The organism is Castellaniella sp., from assembly GCF_034674885.1.
Lineage (GTDB): Bacteria > Pseudomonadota > Gammaproteobacteria > Burkholderiales > Burkholderiaceae_B > Castellaniella.
Map to the genome: position 1 here is coordinate 1 of NZ_JAUCDS010000002.1, position 15,058 is coordinate 15,058.

The window sequence follows — 15,058 nt, forward strand, 5'->3', positions numbered from 1 at the left end:
TCCATGCTGTACGAGGGCACCACCGGCGTGCAGGCGCTGGACCTGCTGGGCCGCAAGGTGCTGATGACCCAGGGAGAGACCCTGCGCGCCTTCACCAAGGTCGTGCACAAGTTCTGCAAGGCGCACAGCGGCAATCGGGCCATTTCCGAATTCGTGAAACCGCTGGCCGAACTGAACAAGGAATGGGGCGGCCTGACCATGAAGATCGGCATGTCGGCCATGACCAACCGCGAAGCAGTAGGAGCGGCGTCCGTCGACTACCTGATGTATTCCGGCTATGTGACGCTGGCGTATTTCTGGGCCGACATGGCACGGGTCGCGGCCGAGAAGCTGAAATCCGGCGAAGGCGACAAGGCTTTCTACCAGGCCAAGCTGCACACGGCGCGCTTCTACTTCACCCGCATCCTGCCGCGCACCCTGGCGCATGCGGAAGCCATGAAGGCCGGGCCTGCCGTGCTGCTGGATCTGCCGGCCGAGGATTTCGCCCTGGGGTACTGATCGCTGACGCTGCAGCGGGCTCGGCATGCGGCCGCTGTACACTGGGCGCTTTGCTCCGTCTACGACCTCGACATGCTGTTGACTCTGCTGAACATCGTCCTGCCGGTGTTTGCCGTGGCGGCCCTGGGCTATGTCTTCGGCCGCCGGCAGGCCCGCACGCCCGACATGGGTTTCATCAACCATGCCAATGTGATGGTGTTCTGTCCGGCACTGGTGTTCTCGGCCCTGCTGGACAATCCCGTCGATCTGGCTCAGGGATGGCCGCTGGTGGCGGCGGGCGTGCTGATCATCATCGTGCCGGGGCTGCTGCTGGCCTGCGTGCGCTGCCGAGGGGTATCGCGCACGGCCTTTCTGGTGCCGGGCATGTTTCGCAATACCGGCAATATCGGCATTCCACTGATGATGCTGGCGTACGGCAAGGGCTTGCTGGGCGACATCGTCGTGCTGTTCGTGTTGTCGAACCTGCTGCAATTTTCCCTGGGCCTGTTCCTGCTGTCGCGCGGCCGCAATCGCTGGTTGTGGCTGCGTAATCCGAACATCTGGGCGGCCGTCCTGGGAGTTGTCCTGGCGCCGCACCGGGACTGGATCCCGGCGTTCGTGACGACCTCCATCGAACTGACGGGGCAGATCGCCATTCCCCTGATGTTGTTCGCCCTGGGTGTGCGGCTGTCTCAGGATCGCATCGAGAAGCTGGGACTGGCCTTGCGCATCAATGCGCTGTATCTGCTGGCGGGGCTGTTGACGCTGCCGTTGGTGCTGTGGCTGCTGCCGCTGACGCCGGAATGGACGCGTCTGGTGGCCTTGTCGGTGATGCTGCCGCCCGCCGTGCTGAACTATCTGTTGTCGGAACAGTACGACGTGGAACCCAAGACGGTGGCCAGCGTGGTGCTGCTGGGCAATCTGCTGTCCGTGGGGGTGATCCCGCTAGTGGTCTGGGCGACGTTGAGCTGGATCTGAAGGGGGCGCACGTTTCGAGCCGGAGGGGTGCAGCCTGCTGGGCGCTCACCTCGCCCGGTCCCGGCTTTGCCGGGACTTCCCAAGGGAAACGGCATCATCGGGGCGCTCGCCAAACGCGCGGGGTGGTTCGTCCACTGGACGAACCACAAGCGTCACGCTTGAACGGTGGCTCGCTTGCCTCCCCGCTGATGCCGTTTCCCTTGGCCGGCTCGAAGTTCGCTTCCAGCAGGCTGCACCCCTCCGGCCCGAAACGGGGAAGTCCTGCGTTTAGTTGCGGGCCTCTGCCTGAGGCATTTCGATCTTGACTTCCAGGACTTCCAGGGAATCCTGGCGGTCCAGGTTGACCTTGATGTCGTCCGGGTTGATCTTGACGTATTTCGAGATGACCGCGATCAGTTCCTGCTGCATCTGCTGCAGGAAATCCGGGCTGCGGCCGCTGCTGCGTTCATTGATCAGGATGAGTTGCAGGCGGTCTTTGGCGATGCTCGCCGATTTTTTCTTTTCCCCGCGCAGGAAATCCAGAAACGACATGCTTATTTACCCCCGAAAAGCCGTTTGAACAGGCCCGGTTTTTCGTAGTCGACGAAACGCAGCGGTTTTTCCTCGCCCAGATAGCGGGCGACCACATCCTGGTAGGCCAGGGCCACGTCGGTATCGCCTTTGTGGATGGCGGGGACGCCCTCGTTGGAAGCCTGCAGCACGATTTCGGATTCCGGGATTACGCCGATCAGGCGGATGCGCAGAATGTCCTCGATGTCGCCCAGCGACAGCATTTCGCCGTCGGCCACCCGTTTTGCGTTGTAGCGGGTGAGCAGCAGGTGTTCCTTGATGGGTTCCTCGCCTTTTTCGGCGCGGCGCGATTTGGCGGACAGTATCCCCAGGATGCGGTCGGAGTCGCGGACGGAAGAGACTTCGGGATTGGTGACGACCAGGGCGTCGTCGGCGAAATACGAGGCCATGATGGCGCCGGTTTCGATCCCGGCGGGCGAATCGCAGACGATGTACTCGAAGTCCATGGTCTGCAGGTCGTTCAGGACCTTTTCCACGCCTTCGCGGGTCAGGGCTTCCTTGTCGCGCGTCTGCGAGGCCGGCAGGATGTAGAGATTGTCCAGCTGCTTGTCGCGGATCATGGCTTGATTCAGCGTGGCCTCGCCCTGGATGACGTTGACGAAGTCATACACGACCCGTCGTTCGCAACCCATGATCAGGTCCAGGTTGCGCAGGCCGACGTCGAAGTCGATGACGACGGTCTTGTGGCCGCGCATGGCCAGTCCGGCCGAAAAACTCGCGCTGGTGGTGGTCTTGCCCACGCCCCCCTTGCCGGAAGTGACTACAACGATGCGCGCCATAGTGTTGGTATTCCCCTGTTTTCAAAGTTCATGACATCGTAAAGCAAAACACGGCAGTATATAGGGCGGGTAGTGGCCGAACGTATCCGTATTTGACGATTTCTTTTACAGCGCCCGGATCCGCAGCGTATCGCCGTCGAGCAGGACCTGAGCAGCCTGATTATGCAGTGTTTCCGGCAAACGGGTTTCGACCACCCGGTAGACGCCGGCGATGGCCAGCAGTTCCGGGTCCAGCTGGGTGGTCAGGATCATGGCATCGGAGCGCCCCTGGGCGCCGGCCATGGCCTTGCCGCGCAGGGGGCCGTAGACGTGGATGTTGCCGTCGGCGATGACTTCGGCCCCCTGGCTGACCACGCCCATGACGATCAGGTCGCCGCCCTTGGCGTAGATGCGCTGGCCGGATCTCAAGGGGTGGCGAATCACCAGGGTCTGGCTGGAGGCGGGTTCCGAGGTGCGCGGGATTTCCGGCAGTGCGGATGGCGCCGCTGCGGCAGCGGGGGCAGCGGGTGGCAGGTCCTGCGTGCCGGGTGGCTCGGCGGTGCCGACAGCGGGCCGGCTGGCCGAGACGTCCAGCGGCGCCAGGCCGGCCTTCAGGGCCGATGTCTGCAGGGCCGGGTCGATCTGCACTCCGATGGGATGCAGGTGGTGCTTGCGCAGGGCGGCCGTGAGGACCTTCCAGTCCGGGGCCTGATCCAGGCCCATCGCGTCCAGGATGACGGGTTCGTTTTCGTAGAAGGCGCCTGCCTCGCGCATGCGGTCGTCCAGCGCCTGCAGCAGGGCGCTGGTGTCGGCCGTGTGCAGCACGGCGCGCAGGGTGTAGAGGGTCGCGCTCTTGAAGTCCAGCGAGTTGGGTCGGGTAGCCATGGTCTGTGTCAGGCCCAGGTGTCGCGCAGCGTCACGGTGCGGTTGATCACGGGGTGGTCCGGGGTGGAGTCGTGGCGGTCGGCCACGAAATAACCCAGGCGCTCGAACTGCCAGCAGGCGCCGGGTTCGGCACGGGTGCCCGGTTCCAGCCAGGCCTGCGTGACATGGCAGGAATCGGGATTGATGGCTTGCAGGAAGTCCTGGTCGCCGCGATCGGGGTGAGCCTCGCGGAACAGCCGGTCGTACAGACGGATCTCGGCCGCGACGGCATGGGCGGCGCTGACCCAGGTGATGGCGCCCTTGACCTTGACGGCATCTGCGCCCGGGGTGCCGCTGCGCGTGTCGGGCAGGTATTCGCAATGGACTTCGACGACGTCGCCGTGATCGTTCTTCACGCAGCCGGTGCAGCGCACTACATAGCCGTATTTCAGGCGCACCAGGTTGCCGGGGAACAGGCGGAAGTATTTCTTCGGGGGGTCTTCGCGGAAGTCGTCGCGTTCGATCCAGAGTTCGCGGGTCAGCGGGAATTCCCGCCGCGCGCCGTCCGGTTCGTGGGGGTTCACGGGGGCGGAGCAGGGTTCGGCATGGTCGGCGGGGAAGTTCGTGATGACGAGCTTCACCGGGTCCAGCACCGCCACGGCGCGTGCGGCGATCGGGTCCAGGTCGTCGCGCAGGGCCTGTTCCAGCACGCTGTAGTCGATGCGGGAGTCGGCCTTGGACACGCCGATGCGGTCGCAGAACAGGCGGATGGCGCCGGGGGTGTAGCCGCGCCGGCGCAGGCCCGCCAGGGTGGGCAGGCGCGGGTCGTCCCAGCCATGCACGTGATTTTCGACGACCAGCTGGCGTAGCTTGCGTTTGCTGGTCACGACGTAGCTGAGGTTCAGCCGGGCGAATTCATACTGGCGTGGCAGCGGCGCCGCCAGCTGGCCCAGTTCGGCCAGGCGTTCGAGGATCCAGTCGTAGAACGGGCGCTGGTCTTCGAATTCCAGGGTGCAGATGCTGTGCGTGATGCCTTCCAGGGCGTCTTCCACAGGGTGCGCCCAGGTATACATGGGGTAGATGCACCAGGTGTCGCCAGTGCGGTGGTGGCTGGCGTGGCGAATGCGGTAGAGCACCGGATCGCGCAGGTTGATGTTGGGCGACGCCATGTCGATGCGCGCCCGCAGGGCCATGGCGCCGTCCGGATATTTGCCGTCGCGCATGTCGCGCAGCAGGGCCAGGGATTCGGCCGCCGGGCGGTTGCGCCAGGGGGAATCCGTGCCGGGTTCGGTCAGGGTGCCTCGGGTGGCGCGCATGTCGTCGGCCGATTGCTGGTCGACGTAGGCGTGCCCGGCCTGGATCAGGGCCTCGGCGAACTGATAGAGCGTTTCGAAATAGTCGCTGGCGTAGAAGCAGTGTTCGGTGCCGTCGGCCGACCAGTCGAAGCCCAGCCAGCGGACCATTTCTATGATGGCCTGGACGTATTCGTCTTCTTCCTTTTCGGGGTTGGTGTCGTCGAAACGCAGGTGGCAGATGCCCTGGTAGTCGCGCGCCAGCCCGAAATTCAGGCAGATGCTTTTGGCGTGGCCGATGTGCAGATAGCCATTGGGTTCGGGCGGAAAACGGGTGCGGATGCGAGCGGGATCGACTGCCCCGGCGAGGCGCTTGCTGGCAGTGCTGGGCGGAAGCGCCCAGCGCCGGTCTTGATAGCGGCCTGATTTCAGGTCGTTGTCGATGATGGTGCGCAGAAAATTGGAAACAGGCGCGGCGTCGGTGGTCATACTGTCCGGTGCATAATAAACTAGCGCACATTATGACTCAAACCGCATGGGTTCTGTCGCTGACCCAGTTCTATCTTGGGCTGGGTTTCATGTTGTTCTTCCTGGCGCTGGAACTTGGCCTGGCGTGGGTGCTGTTCGTCCTGCGCCTGCGCGCCCGTCGCGCAGGCGCTCCGCTGCTGGCCTATCGGTTCTGGGCGCGCATCTATGCGCTGGCCCTGATCATCGGTTTTGCAGCCAGCCTGCCGCTGCTGCTGCAGTTGGGCACGCTCTGGCCGGGCTTCATGGACCGCGCCGGCGAAGTCGCCGGGCCGCTGCTGGCCATGGCCATCCTGACCACCTTCCTCTTCAAATCCTGTTTCCTGGGGGCCATGCTGTATGGTCAGCGTTCGCTGTCCGATCGGGCGCATACGGCGGTCGTGGGCATGGTCGCGCTGGGCACGTCCCTGACGGCCTGGTGGATCGTGGTGTTGCTGGCCTGGCTGCAGTGGCCGGTAGGCACGACGCTGACCGACAACCATTATCAGATCACCAGCTGGCCAGAACTGCTGGGCGGGGTCGCGCCGGCGCTGTTCGGGGTGCTGGTGTCCGGCGGTCTGATGCTGGCGGCCACGCTGATGCTGTCGATCACCGCCCAGCGCACGCGCGCGCGGCCCAGCGACGAGGGCGATCGCACGGTGTACTCGGGCGGCGCCTGGCTGCTGCTGGTGGCGTTGATCCTGCAGATCGGCATGGCTGGCTGGCTGGGGCGCCAGTTGCTGCCGGTCCAGCCGGCCCGGGCAGCCGCCGTGATGCCGCAGTGGCACAGCGGCCCGGCCGAACGTCTGTCGCTGCTGGCCTGGCTGGACGTGTCCGCAAGCCGCAACGCCTGGGTGCTGACCGGTCCGCCCATGCCTCGGGATTGGCTGCCCAAGGCGCCGTCCGCTGCGGGCGGCACGGCGAACGAGGTCCAGGGCTTGAATGATCTGATGGGCATGCGCCCGCCCGTATGGCTGACCTACGCCAGTTCGCGCCTGGCGATCCTGTTGGCAGGCTTGCTGGCCGTGATGGCGCTGGCCGCCTGGTGGCGGGGTCGGCGTTTGGGCTTCGAACCTGACGGCCTCAGCGCCTCCGGCCGGATCGGGCTGCGCACGATGGCCTGGGTGGCGCTGGGGTTGCAGGTTGCGGGATGGGGCCACCTGTTGGTGGGCAGCCTGCCGTATGCCGTCTACGGTACGGTGACGCTCCGGGAGATCGGTACCGTTCAGGCGCTGGACACGTTGTGGCTGGTCCTGGGATTGCAGATTCTGGTGTACGGCGGTCTGGCTCTGGGGTTTCGCCAGCTGCTGGGCCATACCTTGCGTTACGGCGTGGTGCCGGTGGGCCGTCATCGGGGGCGTGCATGATCGATTCTCTCGCTGCTTTGGTGGGCCTGGGGGCGCAGGACCCCGCCTTCTGGATGCCCCTGGCCCTGATGGGCATCTTTTTCGCGGTGCTGGTGGCCGGCGTGCTGCTCGATGGCTTCGACATCGGCGTGGGCTGCGTGTCCCTGGTGGCGCCGGCTCCCCTGCGGCCGCGCATGCTGTCTTTGCTGGGCCCCTGGCGGGATGCCAATGAGTTCTGGCTGTTCCTGGGCATCGGCCTGCTGGCTGCGGCGTTTCCTTATGCCTGGTCGCAGACCCTGGGACGCCTGTACCTGCCCCTGTCCCTGCTGGGCCTGGGGACGCTGCTGCGTTCGGTCTGCTTCGAATGGCGTTTGCGGGCACCGGAAGAGCAGCAGGGGCGGTGGCAATTCGGCTTTGGGGCGGGCGCGGTGCTGGTGGCGTTTTCCCACGGCTATCTGCTGGCCCGGGTGGTGGTCGCCTACGAGGCCGGGGCGGGCTACACCGGTTTTGCCGTGCTCATGGGCATCTGTTCCGTGGCCATCTACAGCCTGCTCGGCGCAGCCTGGCTGATGATGCGCGAGGCGGGAGAACTGCGGGCACGGGCGGTCGGCTGGGCGCGGCGTACTCTACGCTGGAGCGTCGTGGGCGCGGTCGGCATTTCGGTCGTGCTGGATTTTTCCAATGCCGGCGTCTTCCTGAAGTGGGGCGATGGCGACCACTGGTGGATTGTCAGCCTGGTGTGGGGGGGGCTGCTGCTGTGTTTCGTACTGACGGAAATGACCCTGCAGCGCATGATCGCGCACAGCTACCGGGCCTCTGCGCTGCCGTATGCGCTGGTGCTGATGATCGTGCTGGTGTTGCTGGGCGGGCTGGCCTACAGCTTCTTCCCTTACGTGGTGCTCGACGAGGTCACGTTATGGGATGCGGCGGCGCCGGCGGCGACGCTGCGCCTGGTCCTGTCGGCCACGGTCATTGCCTTCCCCGTGGCGCTGATCTTCAATCTCTGGGTGTACTGGCGCATGTTGGGACGCTCGCGTCCCCCCAGTCAGCCGGATTTTCGCGCCTGAATCATGCGGGGACCTGATCTGCGCATTCAAGCGGACGGCGTGACGGCCATGTTGTGCTGGGCCGCGCTGGCCGGCCTGGGCGGGGCGCTCGTCACGATCGCCTTTCATGCCGGCATCCATGCCATCCAGCGACTGTTCGCCGAACAGCCGGGCCTGATCACGCAGGTCATGGGCAGTCTGTCCTGGCCCTTGCGCCTGCTGGTGCCCGCCGTGGGCGGCCTGTGCGCAGGCGCCTTGCTGGTGGCGGCCCGCCGGGTGTCGCGCGACAAGCATTCCAGCTACATGGAGGCCGTGGCGATCGGCGATGGCCGCATGTCCCTGGGGCAGGGGTTGCTGCGCTCGCTGTCGTCCCTGTGCACGGTGGCTACGGGTGGTTCGATCGGCCGCGAAGGCGCCATGGTGCATCTGGCGGCCCTCTGGTCCTCGGGACTGGGGCGCTTGCTGCGCGTGGACGCAGCGCACCTGAGGCTGCTGGCGGCCTGCGGCGCGGCCGCCGGGGTGTCGGCCGCGTACGGGGCGCCATTGGCGGGAGCCGTCTTCGTCGGCGAGATCATCCTGGGTTCGATGTCGTTCCAGAATTTCGGCCCGCTGCTGGTGGCGGCAGCGGTCTCCAGCCTGGTCATGCACCTGACCGGCCACTACGAACCCCGTTATCCGTTGCCGGATCTGCAGGCGGCGCCTGTCGAGTTGCTGCTGCCTTGCCTGGCCCTGGGAGTGCTGGCCGGTGTAGGTGCCGCCCAGTTCCTGCGGTGCATCCATGGGGTCAAGACCCTGTTCGCCCGCACCGGGCTGGGCCTGCCCTGGCGCCTGGCGCTGGGCGGCCTGCTGCTGGGGGCCCTGCTGACCCAGTTGCCCGACATGGCGGGCAACGGCAACCGGGTGGTGCTGTCCTTGCTGCACGACGACTGGGCCTGGCAGACCGTGCTGCTGATGCTGCTGTGCAAGGTGCTGGCAACCGCGCTGACGGCCGGGTCGGGGGCCGTGGGCGGGGTCTTCACCCCGACATTGTTCGTAGGCGGCGCACTGGGAGTGCTGTTCGGCCAGGCGCTGGGCGATGTCTGGCCGCTGCTGGCCGGGCATGGGGCGGTCTTCGCCCTGGTGGGCATGGGGGCCTTTCTGGCAGCGGCCACCAGCGCGCCTTTCATGGCGATCCTGATGATCTTCGAAATGACGCTCAGCTACCAGGTCGTGCTGCCGCTGGTGCTGGCCTGCGTCGTGGCGTATTTCGTTTCGCGCGGACTGGCGCAGGCCGTCATGTACGAGGTCACGCTGCACCACGAGGACAATCAGGCGCTGCGCCAGCGCCTGCGTCAGGCGCGGCTGGACAGCCTGCTGCGGCCGGCGGAAACCGTGGTGCGCACGACCCAGCCGGTGCGCCAGGCCCAGGAGATGTTTCTGGATTATCCGGTCAAGTATCTGTACGTGGTGGACGAGGAAAACAGCTGGCAGGGCGTGATCGCCCAGCAGGACCTGACTCGCATGATGCTGGGGGAAATCGACGTGGCGGCCAAGACCTGCGGCGAGGTGCTGCGCCTGGATTTCGTCACGCCCCTGTATCCGGACCTGAGCCTGGACGAGGCCCAGACGCGGTTCAGCGCCTTCCAGGGCGAGCGCTTGCCCGTCGTCAGCCGCGACCGGCCGGCGCGCCTGCTGGGAGTGGTCTACAAATCGGATCTTCTGGAACGCTATTCGCAGTTGAAGCGGGCCGTGGACAGCGAAGACGCCTTCGTGCTGACGCCCCGGCGCCGTTGATGCCGCACGTCCTTCCCGGCGGATGGTGACGGCCCTTACGATATACTGTGGTTTTGCACAGCAGACCTTCTGTTCAACGCAGGCTTTTTGCGGCATAGCATTTCATGGCGATACAACCCGATTCCCTGTCTTCCGGCGCCCCCGAACCCCGGCTGGTGGCGCCCGACGTGGCTTCGCACGCCGAAGACTCCATCGAACGCGCCCTGCGGCCCAAATCATTGGGCGATTACGTGGGCCAGCAGCGGGTGCGCGAACAGCTGGATATTTTCATCGCTGCGGCCCGCAAGCGCGGCGAATCGCTGGACCACGTGCTGCTGTTCGGCCCGCCGGGGCTGGGCAAGACCACCCTGGCGCACATCGTGGCCCATGAAATGGGCGTGCAACTGCGGCAGACCTCCGGCCCGGTGCTGGAACGTCCCGGCGACCTGGCTGCGATGCTGACCAACCTGGAACGCAACGACGTCCTGTTCATCGACGAAATCCACCGCCTGTCGCCCGTGGTGGAAGAAATCCTCTATCCCGCCCTGGAAGATTTCCAGATCGACATCCTGATCGGCGAAGGCCCGGCCGCCCGCAGCGTGAAAATCGATCTTCAGCCGTTCACCCTGGTGGGGGCGACCACCCGCGCCGGCATGCTGACCAATCCGCTGCGCGACCGCTTCGGCATCGTCTCGCGGCTGGAATTCTATTCGGCCGAAGACCTCACCCACATCGTGCGGCGCAGCGCCGGCCTGCTGGGGGCGGATGCCACCCCTGACGGCGCCGCTGAAATCGCCTGCCGGTCGCGGGGCACGCCGCGCATCGCCAATCGCCTGTTGCGCCGCGTGCGCGACTACGCCGAGGTCCGCGCTCACGGGCGCATCGACACCGCCACCGCGCAGGCGGCCCTGGCCATGCTCGAGGTCGACCCCCAGGGCCTGGACCTGATGGACCGCAAACTGCTGGAAGCCATCATCCACAAATTCGACGGCGGCCCCGTGGGGGTAGACAGCCTGGCGGCTGCCATCGGCGAGGAACGCGACACCATCGAAGACGTCATCGAACCCTACCTGATCCAGCACGGCTACCTGCAGCGCACCCCCCGGGGCCGCATGGCCACGCGCCGCTGCTGGGAACACCTGGGGCTGAAGGCCCCCACCGCAGGGGACAGGGCAGGGCCAGACCTGTTTCAGGACTAGGCGCTCCGTCCTACAGCAGGTTCCCCGACGGTGCGGTGCGCGTGGTCGCGCCTCGGGGCGGCTGGGCCGCATCCAGGGATTTTCCGAAGTAGACTTCCTTGACCCGTTGATTGCCTGTGGCTTCGGACGAAGAGCCTTCGAAGATCTTGCTGCCCGCGTGCATGACGGCGATCCGGTCCACCAGCCGTGCGACGGCCTTGACGTTGTGATCCACCAGCACGATGGCGCATCCCGCGTCGCGCATGGCCAGGAACAGTTCCGAGAATTCACCGGTTTCGCGCGGAGCGAGCCCGGCAAATGGCTCGTCCAGTAGCAGCACGCGCGGACTGGAGGCCAGGGCCTTGGCGATCTCGAGCCTGCGCAGGTCGGCAAAGGGCAGGGAGTCCGGATGCTGGTGCAGGGCCTGGCTCAGGCCCACTTGGTGCGCCACCTCGTGGGCCCTCTGGTCGAGTTGCGGCGGGATGCGCCACTGCAGGAGCGAGTCGGGCAGCAGCGCCAGTTGGATGTTCTCCAGTACCGTCTGGCGCCGCAGTGGACGCGAGTGCTGGAAGACCATGGTCATGCCTGCCTTGGTGATGGCATGGGTCGGCAGCCCCGAGAGGTCGAGCCCGCACAGCCGGATCATGCCACTGTCCGGGTGCGTGATGCCCATGTTGAGCAGGAGTGTCGTGGACTTCCCCGAGCCATTGGGTCCGATCAGGCCCAGGATCTCGCCGGCGGCCCCCAGTGCGTAGATCGCACCGATGATGAAGCCGCTGATCAGGATTTGGATGAGAAGATCCATGGCCCAGAGCGTGGCAGCCTGCCATCAGGACTTGGGGGGGGGACGAAGCTCGGGACTTCGATCTTTCCGGTTGCCAGCCGTGATGGCCAGATGATCATCTGCTTGCCGTTCTGCCACTGAAAGGCCACGACCGATGCGCCCTTGGCCGGATCGGGGTCGGCCACCAGTTCGTGGGCGAACGGGCTGTCGAGGCCGTAGAAGCGGATCTGGCCCATCACGCCTTCGATGTGGGTGCCTTCCAGCGCTTTGGCCCCATTGGTGGCTGACCAGAAGTCAGACGAGCTTGCCGACGCATTGATGCCGTCGAAGAGCGCGGGTACTTGCTGCTGATGCCATTGCACGACGGGCGGCACGCTCACGTGGGCGACCCCCGCCATGATGACGTTGGCCTTGTCGTTCTTGATCTTGCTGTAGATCGGGGTGAAATCAGTGGTCCAGTCGGCATCCTCGCTCAGGATAGCGGCGCGGTTGAAGCCCGCCAGTTGCGGGTTCTGGGTCAGCGTGTCGTGGCCGATCTGGCAGATCTGCCGAGCCTGGATCTCGGAGTTGAACCAGAACGAGAACGTGTACTTGAAGCGGTCCGGCTGTGCGTGCGTGCGGCCTGGGATTTCGGGTGAGGCCGTGGCAGTCACCAGCAGTGGAGTCTTCAGGCGGGAAGCCCAGGGCATCAGGGCGAGTCCCACTTCGCTCTCGAAAATCCCCACCACCGCGACGGAGCTGTCGCGGAAGGCAGATACTTTTCAGTGTATAAGCCACCTCTTACACATATCTGAAAAATACTTGACATTTTCCTTTAAACACTATCGGTTTTGCATGAATTGGCGCTTTGGGGGATTTCAGCGGCGTACCATGAAAGTGATTTCCTGGTGGAGGTAGACCGTGATTGAAGAAAACCTCGCTGTGGCGTCGCGTGCGGCGGCACCTGTCGGGCCGGATGCCGAACTGACGCGCATCTTCAGCGTCTACACCGTCTGCGCGACGATCTGGCTGGTGTTTGCAACGGCGGTTGGCGTGCTCCTGGCCTTCAAGCTGGTCTATCCGGAATTGGCCGGTACAGCCCTGCCGCTGACGTTCGGGCGCTTGAGGCCGATTCATACCAATGACACCTTCTACGCCTGGGCCAGCCCGGCGATGATCGGGCTGGCGCTCTACATCGCGGCAAAAAGCTCCGGGGCGCGGTTGTACAGCGCGCGTCTTGCCTGGATCGCCCTGATCCTGCTGAACGTCGCAGCGCTGGCCGGCACGGTGGCGCTGGACTTGGGCTTCAACAATGGCGCCCAGGAATACCGCGAATGGCTGTGGTGGATCCGTGTGATCCTGGGGGCGGCGCTGGTGCTGACCGCGTGGAACCTGATCGGCACGGTGGCCCGCCGGACCGGCAAGGACATCTACCTGTCCAACTGGTACACCATCGGCGGGACCTTGTGGACGATCATCATCGTGCTCGTCACGCTCGCGCCCTGGTACCAGCGCGGCCTCGGGCAGGTCGCCGTGCAGGGCTACTACATGCACAATGCCGTGGGCATGTGGTTCACGCCGCTGTGCCTGGGGATTTTCTACTACGCGCTGCCCAAGGCCATGAACCGGCCCATCTATTCATATTCGCTGGGCATTTTCGCGTTCTGGACCAACCTGGCGTTCTATCCGTTGCTGGGAGCGCATCATTTCCTGTTCAGTCCGCTGCCCTGGTGGCTGCAGACGACGGCCATCATTGCAAGCGTGGCCATGTTCGTCCCTGTCTGGGGGGGCAGCGCCAATTACCTGCTGACCATGCGCGGGCGACCAGAGCGCCTGTATCGGGCGCCGGCCATGTTCATCCTGGTGGGTGTGCTGGGCTACCTGATCGGCTCCACTCAGGGCACGTTCGAGGCCTTCCGCTCCATGCAGGCCATCTGGCACTTCACCAATTATGCGGTGGGACACTCGCACCTGACCATGTACGGTTTCGTGACCTTCGCGATCTGGGGCGGCATCTATGAGCTGTTGCCGCGCGCGACGGGCCACAAGCCCAACAATCTGCTGTTGGGCATCCATTTCTGGCTGGCCACGGTGGGCATCGTGGTCTATGTGATGGCGCTGTCCATCGGCGGCACGATTCAGGGTTTTGACTGGGTGACCGGCAAGCCCTTCATCCAGTCGGTGGTGGACATGGCGCCGTATTGGTTGTGGCGGTCCGTGGGCGGCCTGCTGATGTTCCTGAGCCACCTGGTATTCGCCTGGAACGTATGGGACATGACCTATCGTCATGCGCCGAGAGCGGTGCCGATGCCTGCGGTGGTCGGGACGGGAGCGTGAATCATGGTCAAGTTGTTGGCGATTGCCGGGGGTTCCGCCCTGATGTATGCCGTCTGGTCTGCCATGATGGCGGTCTTGCCCGGTTTCGAGCTGGCGGCGGTGCCGCCTGGCGCCGGGGTGGATCAATTGACCCTGCTGCAGCAGCATGGTCGGGATGTCTATGTCAGTGAAGGGTGTGCTTACTGCCATACCCAGCAGGTCCGGCCTTTGCCGGTGGATCAGATCTTCGGGCGTCCGTCCGCACCTGGGGACTTTGCCTACCAGACGCCGGAACTGCTGGGGTCGGAACGAACCGGACCCGACCTGACCAATGTGGGCCAGCGCCAGTCCAGCGCCATCTGGCAGTACATCCACCTGTACGATCCGCGCGCGGTGGTGCCGCAGTCGGTCATGCCCTCGTTCAGGGCATTGTTCGAGGTTCGGGACCAAGCTCCTGCAGGAGAGCAGGCGGTGCCTGTCCCCAAGGCCTATGCCCCCGCGCACGGCGTGGTGGTGCCAAGCGCCGATGCCAAGGCCCTCGTGGCCTATCTGCTGTCGCTGAAGCAGCCTGCGTTGCCCAAGGGAGAATCCGGGGGCTCGCCGATGGCGGCGCCGGCCGCCGCGCCGTCGGCGACCTCGGCGTCTGCGGGCGGTGGTGCGGCTCCTGCGGGCGGCGGCGCGACCTCGGCGGGAGCGGCCCTTGCGTTTGATGCGGCGGACGGGGCCCGGCTCTTTGCGTCGACCTGCGCGGCCTGTCATGGCGCCCAGGGCGCGGGGGTTCCGGGTGTCTTTCCGCCGCTGGCCGGCAATCCCGTGGTGAACGACAAGGACCCCAGCGAACACGTCCGTGTGGTGCTGCACGGCCTGCACGGCAAGACCATTGACGGCACGACCTACGCCGCGCAGATGCCGTCCTTTGCGGGACAACTGAGTGATGCCCAGGTTGCCGACATCATCGGCCATGAACGAACGTCGTGGGGCAATCACGCGCCTACCGTGACGGCCAAACAGGTGGCGGCGATCCGGGCCAAGGGAGAACAGCCATGATGATGGAAGCCTGGACTGACCATTGGGTGGGCAATCTGGTGATTCTGGTGGTGTTCGGCCTGGGAACCATCGCTTGTTTCGTCGTAGCGCTGCGGATGCTGATTCATCCGGGCGAACAGGAAGCGCATCATCCCAAATATGGGATCTTGCGGGATGATCGGTAAAGG

At 65.3% G+C, this 15,058-nt stretch carries 15 protein-coding genes; 9 read left to right on the top strand and 6 right to left on the bottom strand.

Features of this window, described 5'->3' with window-relative positions:
* Both VDP74_RS01500 and VDP74_RS01505 read left to right on the top strand, forming a co-directional pair.
* Positions 1 to 498, top strand: a 498-nt coding sequence (locus VDP74_RS01500; RefSeq protein WP_322997847.1) for an acyl-CoA dehydrogenase C-terminal domain-containing protein, incomplete at its 5' end; no start/stop codon positions are given.
* Between the two features lie 72 nt (positions 499 to 570).
* The gene (locus VDP74_RS01505) at positions 571 to 1,455 is read left to right on the top strand and encodes an AEC family transporter (protein ID WP_322997848.1); all 885 of its coding nucleotides are present in this window, start codon (positions 571 to 573) and stop codon (positions 1,453 to 1,455) included.
* A gap of 267 nt (positions 1,456 to 1,722) precedes the next feature.
* Here the strand turns inward: VDP74_RS01505 and minE are convergent, their stop codons facing one another.
* The 4 genes from minE to VDP74_RS01525 form a co-directional block, all read right to left on the bottom strand.
* Positions 1,723 to 1,986 carry a cell division topological specificity factor MinE gene (gene minE, locus VDP74_RS01510; protein WP_322997849.1) on the bottom strand — a complete coding sequence of 88 codons (264 nt, stop codon included), beginning with the start codon at positions 1,984 to 1,986 and terminating at the stop codon, positions 1,723 to 1,725.
* 2 nt (positions 1,987 to 1,988) lie between these two features.
* Positions 1,989 to 2,804, bottom strand: a complete 816-nt coding sequence (gene minD / locus VDP74_RS01515; protein WP_322997850.1) for a septum site-determining protein MinD — start codon at positions 2,802 to 2,804, stop codon at positions 1,989 to 1,991.
* Between the two features lie 105 nt (positions 2,805 to 2,909).
* Entirely contained in the window at positions 2,910 to 3,668 is a 759-nt protein-coding gene (gene minC, locus VDP74_RS01520; RefSeq protein ID WP_322997851.1) for a septum site-determining protein MinC, read from the bottom strand.
* Positions 3,669 to 3,676: 8 nt separating this feature from the next.
* Positions 3,677 to 5,428: a glutamine--tRNA ligase/YqeY domain fusion protein gene (locus tag VDP74_RS01525; RefSeq protein ID WP_322997852.1), complete on the bottom strand. Its 1,752-nt coding sequence runs from the start codon at positions 5,426 to 5,428 to the stop codon at positions 3,677 to 3,679.
* 32 nt (positions 5,429 to 5,460) lie between these two features.
* On the opposite strand from VDP74_RS01525, the gene VDP74_RS01530 reads away from it, so the two are divergent.
* The 4 genes from VDP74_RS01530 (at position 5,461) to ruvB (ending at position 10,786) form a co-directional block, all read left to right on the top strand.
* Positions 5,461 to 6,810 (top strand): cytochrome ubiquinol oxidase subunit I, encoded by a 1,350-nt coding sequence (locus VDP74_RS01530; protein ID WP_322997853.1) that lies wholly within the window; start codon positions 5,461 to 5,463, stop codon positions 6,808 to 6,810.
* Positions 6,807 to 7,856, top strand: a complete 1,050-nt coding sequence (locus VDP74_RS01535; protein WP_322997854.1) for a cytochrome d ubiquinol oxidase subunit II — start codon at positions 6,807 to 6,809, stop codon at positions 7,854 to 7,856. The genes VDP74_RS01530 and VDP74_RS01535 overlap by 4 nt, the downstream gene beginning before the upstream one ends.
* Positions 7,857 to 7,859: 3 nt before the next feature.
* Complete coding sequence (locus tag VDP74_RS01540; RefSeq protein WP_322997855.1) at positions 7,860 to 9,608, top strand: ClcB-like voltage-gated chloride channel protein; 1,749 nt, start codon at positions 7,860 to 7,862, stop codon at positions 9,606 to 9,608.
* 104 nt (positions 9,609 to 9,712) lie between these two features.
* Positions 9,713 to 10,786: a Holliday junction branch migration DNA helicase RuvB gene (ruvB, locus tag VDP74_RS01545; RefSeq protein WP_322997856.1), complete on the top strand. Its 1,074-nt coding sequence runs from the start codon at positions 9,713 to 9,715 to the stop codon at positions 10,784 to 10,786.
* Between the two features lie 10 nt (positions 10,787 to 10,796).
* On the opposite strand, the gene VDP74_RS01550 is transcribed toward ruvB, so the two are convergent.
* Positions 10,797 to 11,570 (bottom strand): ABC transporter ATP-binding protein, encoded by a 774-nt coding sequence (locus VDP74_RS01550; protein WP_322997857.1) that lies wholly within the window; start codon positions 11,568 to 11,570, stop codon positions 10,797 to 10,799.
* Positions 11,546 to 12,238, bottom strand: coding sequence for a hypothetical protein (locus VDP74_RS01555; protein WP_322997858.1), 693 nt, complete (start codon positions 12,236 to 12,238; stop codon positions 11,546 to 11,548). The genes VDP74_RS01550 and VDP74_RS01555 overlap by 25 nt, the downstream gene beginning before the upstream one ends.
* Positions 12,239 to 12,449: 211 nt before the next feature.
* Between VDP74_RS01555 and VDP74_RS01560 the strand changes: the two genes are divergently transcribed.
* Genes VDP74_RS01560 through VDP74_RS01570 form a run of 3 tightly spaced genes read left to right on the top strand, consistent with a single transcriptional unit; the run spans position 12,450 to position 15,055 of the window.
* On the top strand, positions 12,450 to 13,865 hold the full coding sequence (locus tag VDP74_RS01560) for a cbb3-type cytochrome c oxidase subunit I (protein WP_322997859.1): 1,416 nt from the start codon (positions 12,450 to 12,452) through the stop codon (positions 13,863 to 13,865).
* Between the two features lie 3 nt (positions 13,866 to 13,868).
* A complete protein-coding gene (locus VDP74_RS01565) occupies positions 13,869 to 14,891 on the top strand; it encodes a cbb3-type cytochrome c oxidase subunit II (protein ID WP_322997860.1) in 1,023 nt (340 codons plus the stop codon).
* Positions 14,888 to 15,055, top strand: a complete 168-nt coding sequence (locus VDP74_RS01570) for a hypothetical protein (RefSeq protein ID WP_322997861.1) — start codon at positions 14,888 to 14,890, stop codon at positions 15,053 to 15,055. The genes VDP74_RS01565 and VDP74_RS01570 overlap by 4 nt, the downstream gene beginning before the upstream one ends.
* Positions 15,056 to 15,058 lie beyond the last annotated feature (3 nt).

What these genes read in the sequence shown, in the direction of transcription:
- VDP74_RS01505 (WP_322997848.1), top strand. Translation starts at nt 571, where the DNA reads ATGCTGTTGACTCTGCTGAACATCGTCCTGCCGGTGTTTGCCGTGGCG.
- minE (WP_322997849.1), bottom strand. Translation starts at nt 1,986, where the DNA reads ATGTCGTTTCTGGATTTCCTGCGCGGGGAAAAGAAAAAATCGGCGAGC.
- minD (WP_322997850.1), bottom strand. Translation starts at nt 2,804, where the DNA reads ATGGCGCGCATCGTTGTAGTCACTTCCGGCAAGGGGGGCGTGGGCAAG.
- minC (WP_322997851.1), bottom strand. Translation starts at nt 3,668, where the DNA reads ATGGCTACCCGACCCAACTCGCTGGACTTCAAGAGCGCGACCCTCTAC.
- VDP74_RS01525 (WP_322997852.1), bottom strand. Translation starts at nt 5,428, where the DNA reads ATGACCACCGACGCCGCGCCTGTTTCCAATTTTCTGCGCACCATCATC.
- VDP74_RS01530 (WP_322997853.1), top strand. Translation starts at nt 5,461, where the DNA reads ATGACTCAAACCGCATGGGTTCTGTCGCTGACCCAGTTCTATCTTGGG.
- VDP74_RS01535 (WP_322997854.1), top strand. Translation starts at nt 6,807, where the DNA reads ATGATCGATTCTCTCGCTGCTTTGGTGGGCCTGGGGGCGCAGGACCCC.
- VDP74_RS01540 (WP_322997855.1), top strand. Translation starts at nt 7,860, where the DNA reads ATGCGGGGACCTGATCTGCGCATTCAAGCGGACGGCGTGACGGCCATG.
- ruvB (WP_322997856.1), top strand. Translation starts at nt 9,713, where the DNA reads ATGGCGATACAACCCGATTCCCTGTCTTCCGGCGCCCCCGAACCCCGG.
- VDP74_RS01550 (WP_322997857.1), bottom strand. Translation starts at nt 11,570, where the DNA reads ATGGATCTTCTCATCCAAATCCTGATCAGCGGCTTCATCATCGGTGCG.
- VDP74_RS01555 (WP_322997858.1), bottom strand. Translation starts at nt 12,238, where the DNA reads ATGCCCTGGGCTTCCCGCCTGAAGACTCCACTGCTGGTGACTGCCACG.
- VDP74_RS01565 (WP_322997860.1), top strand. Translation starts at nt 13,869, where the DNA reads ATGGTCAAGTTGTTGGCGATTGCCGGGGGTTCCGCCCTGATGTATGCC.
- VDP74_RS01570 (WP_322997861.1), top strand. Translation starts at nt 14,888, where the DNA reads ATGATGATGGAAGCCTGGACTGACCATTGGGTGGGCAATCTGGTGATT.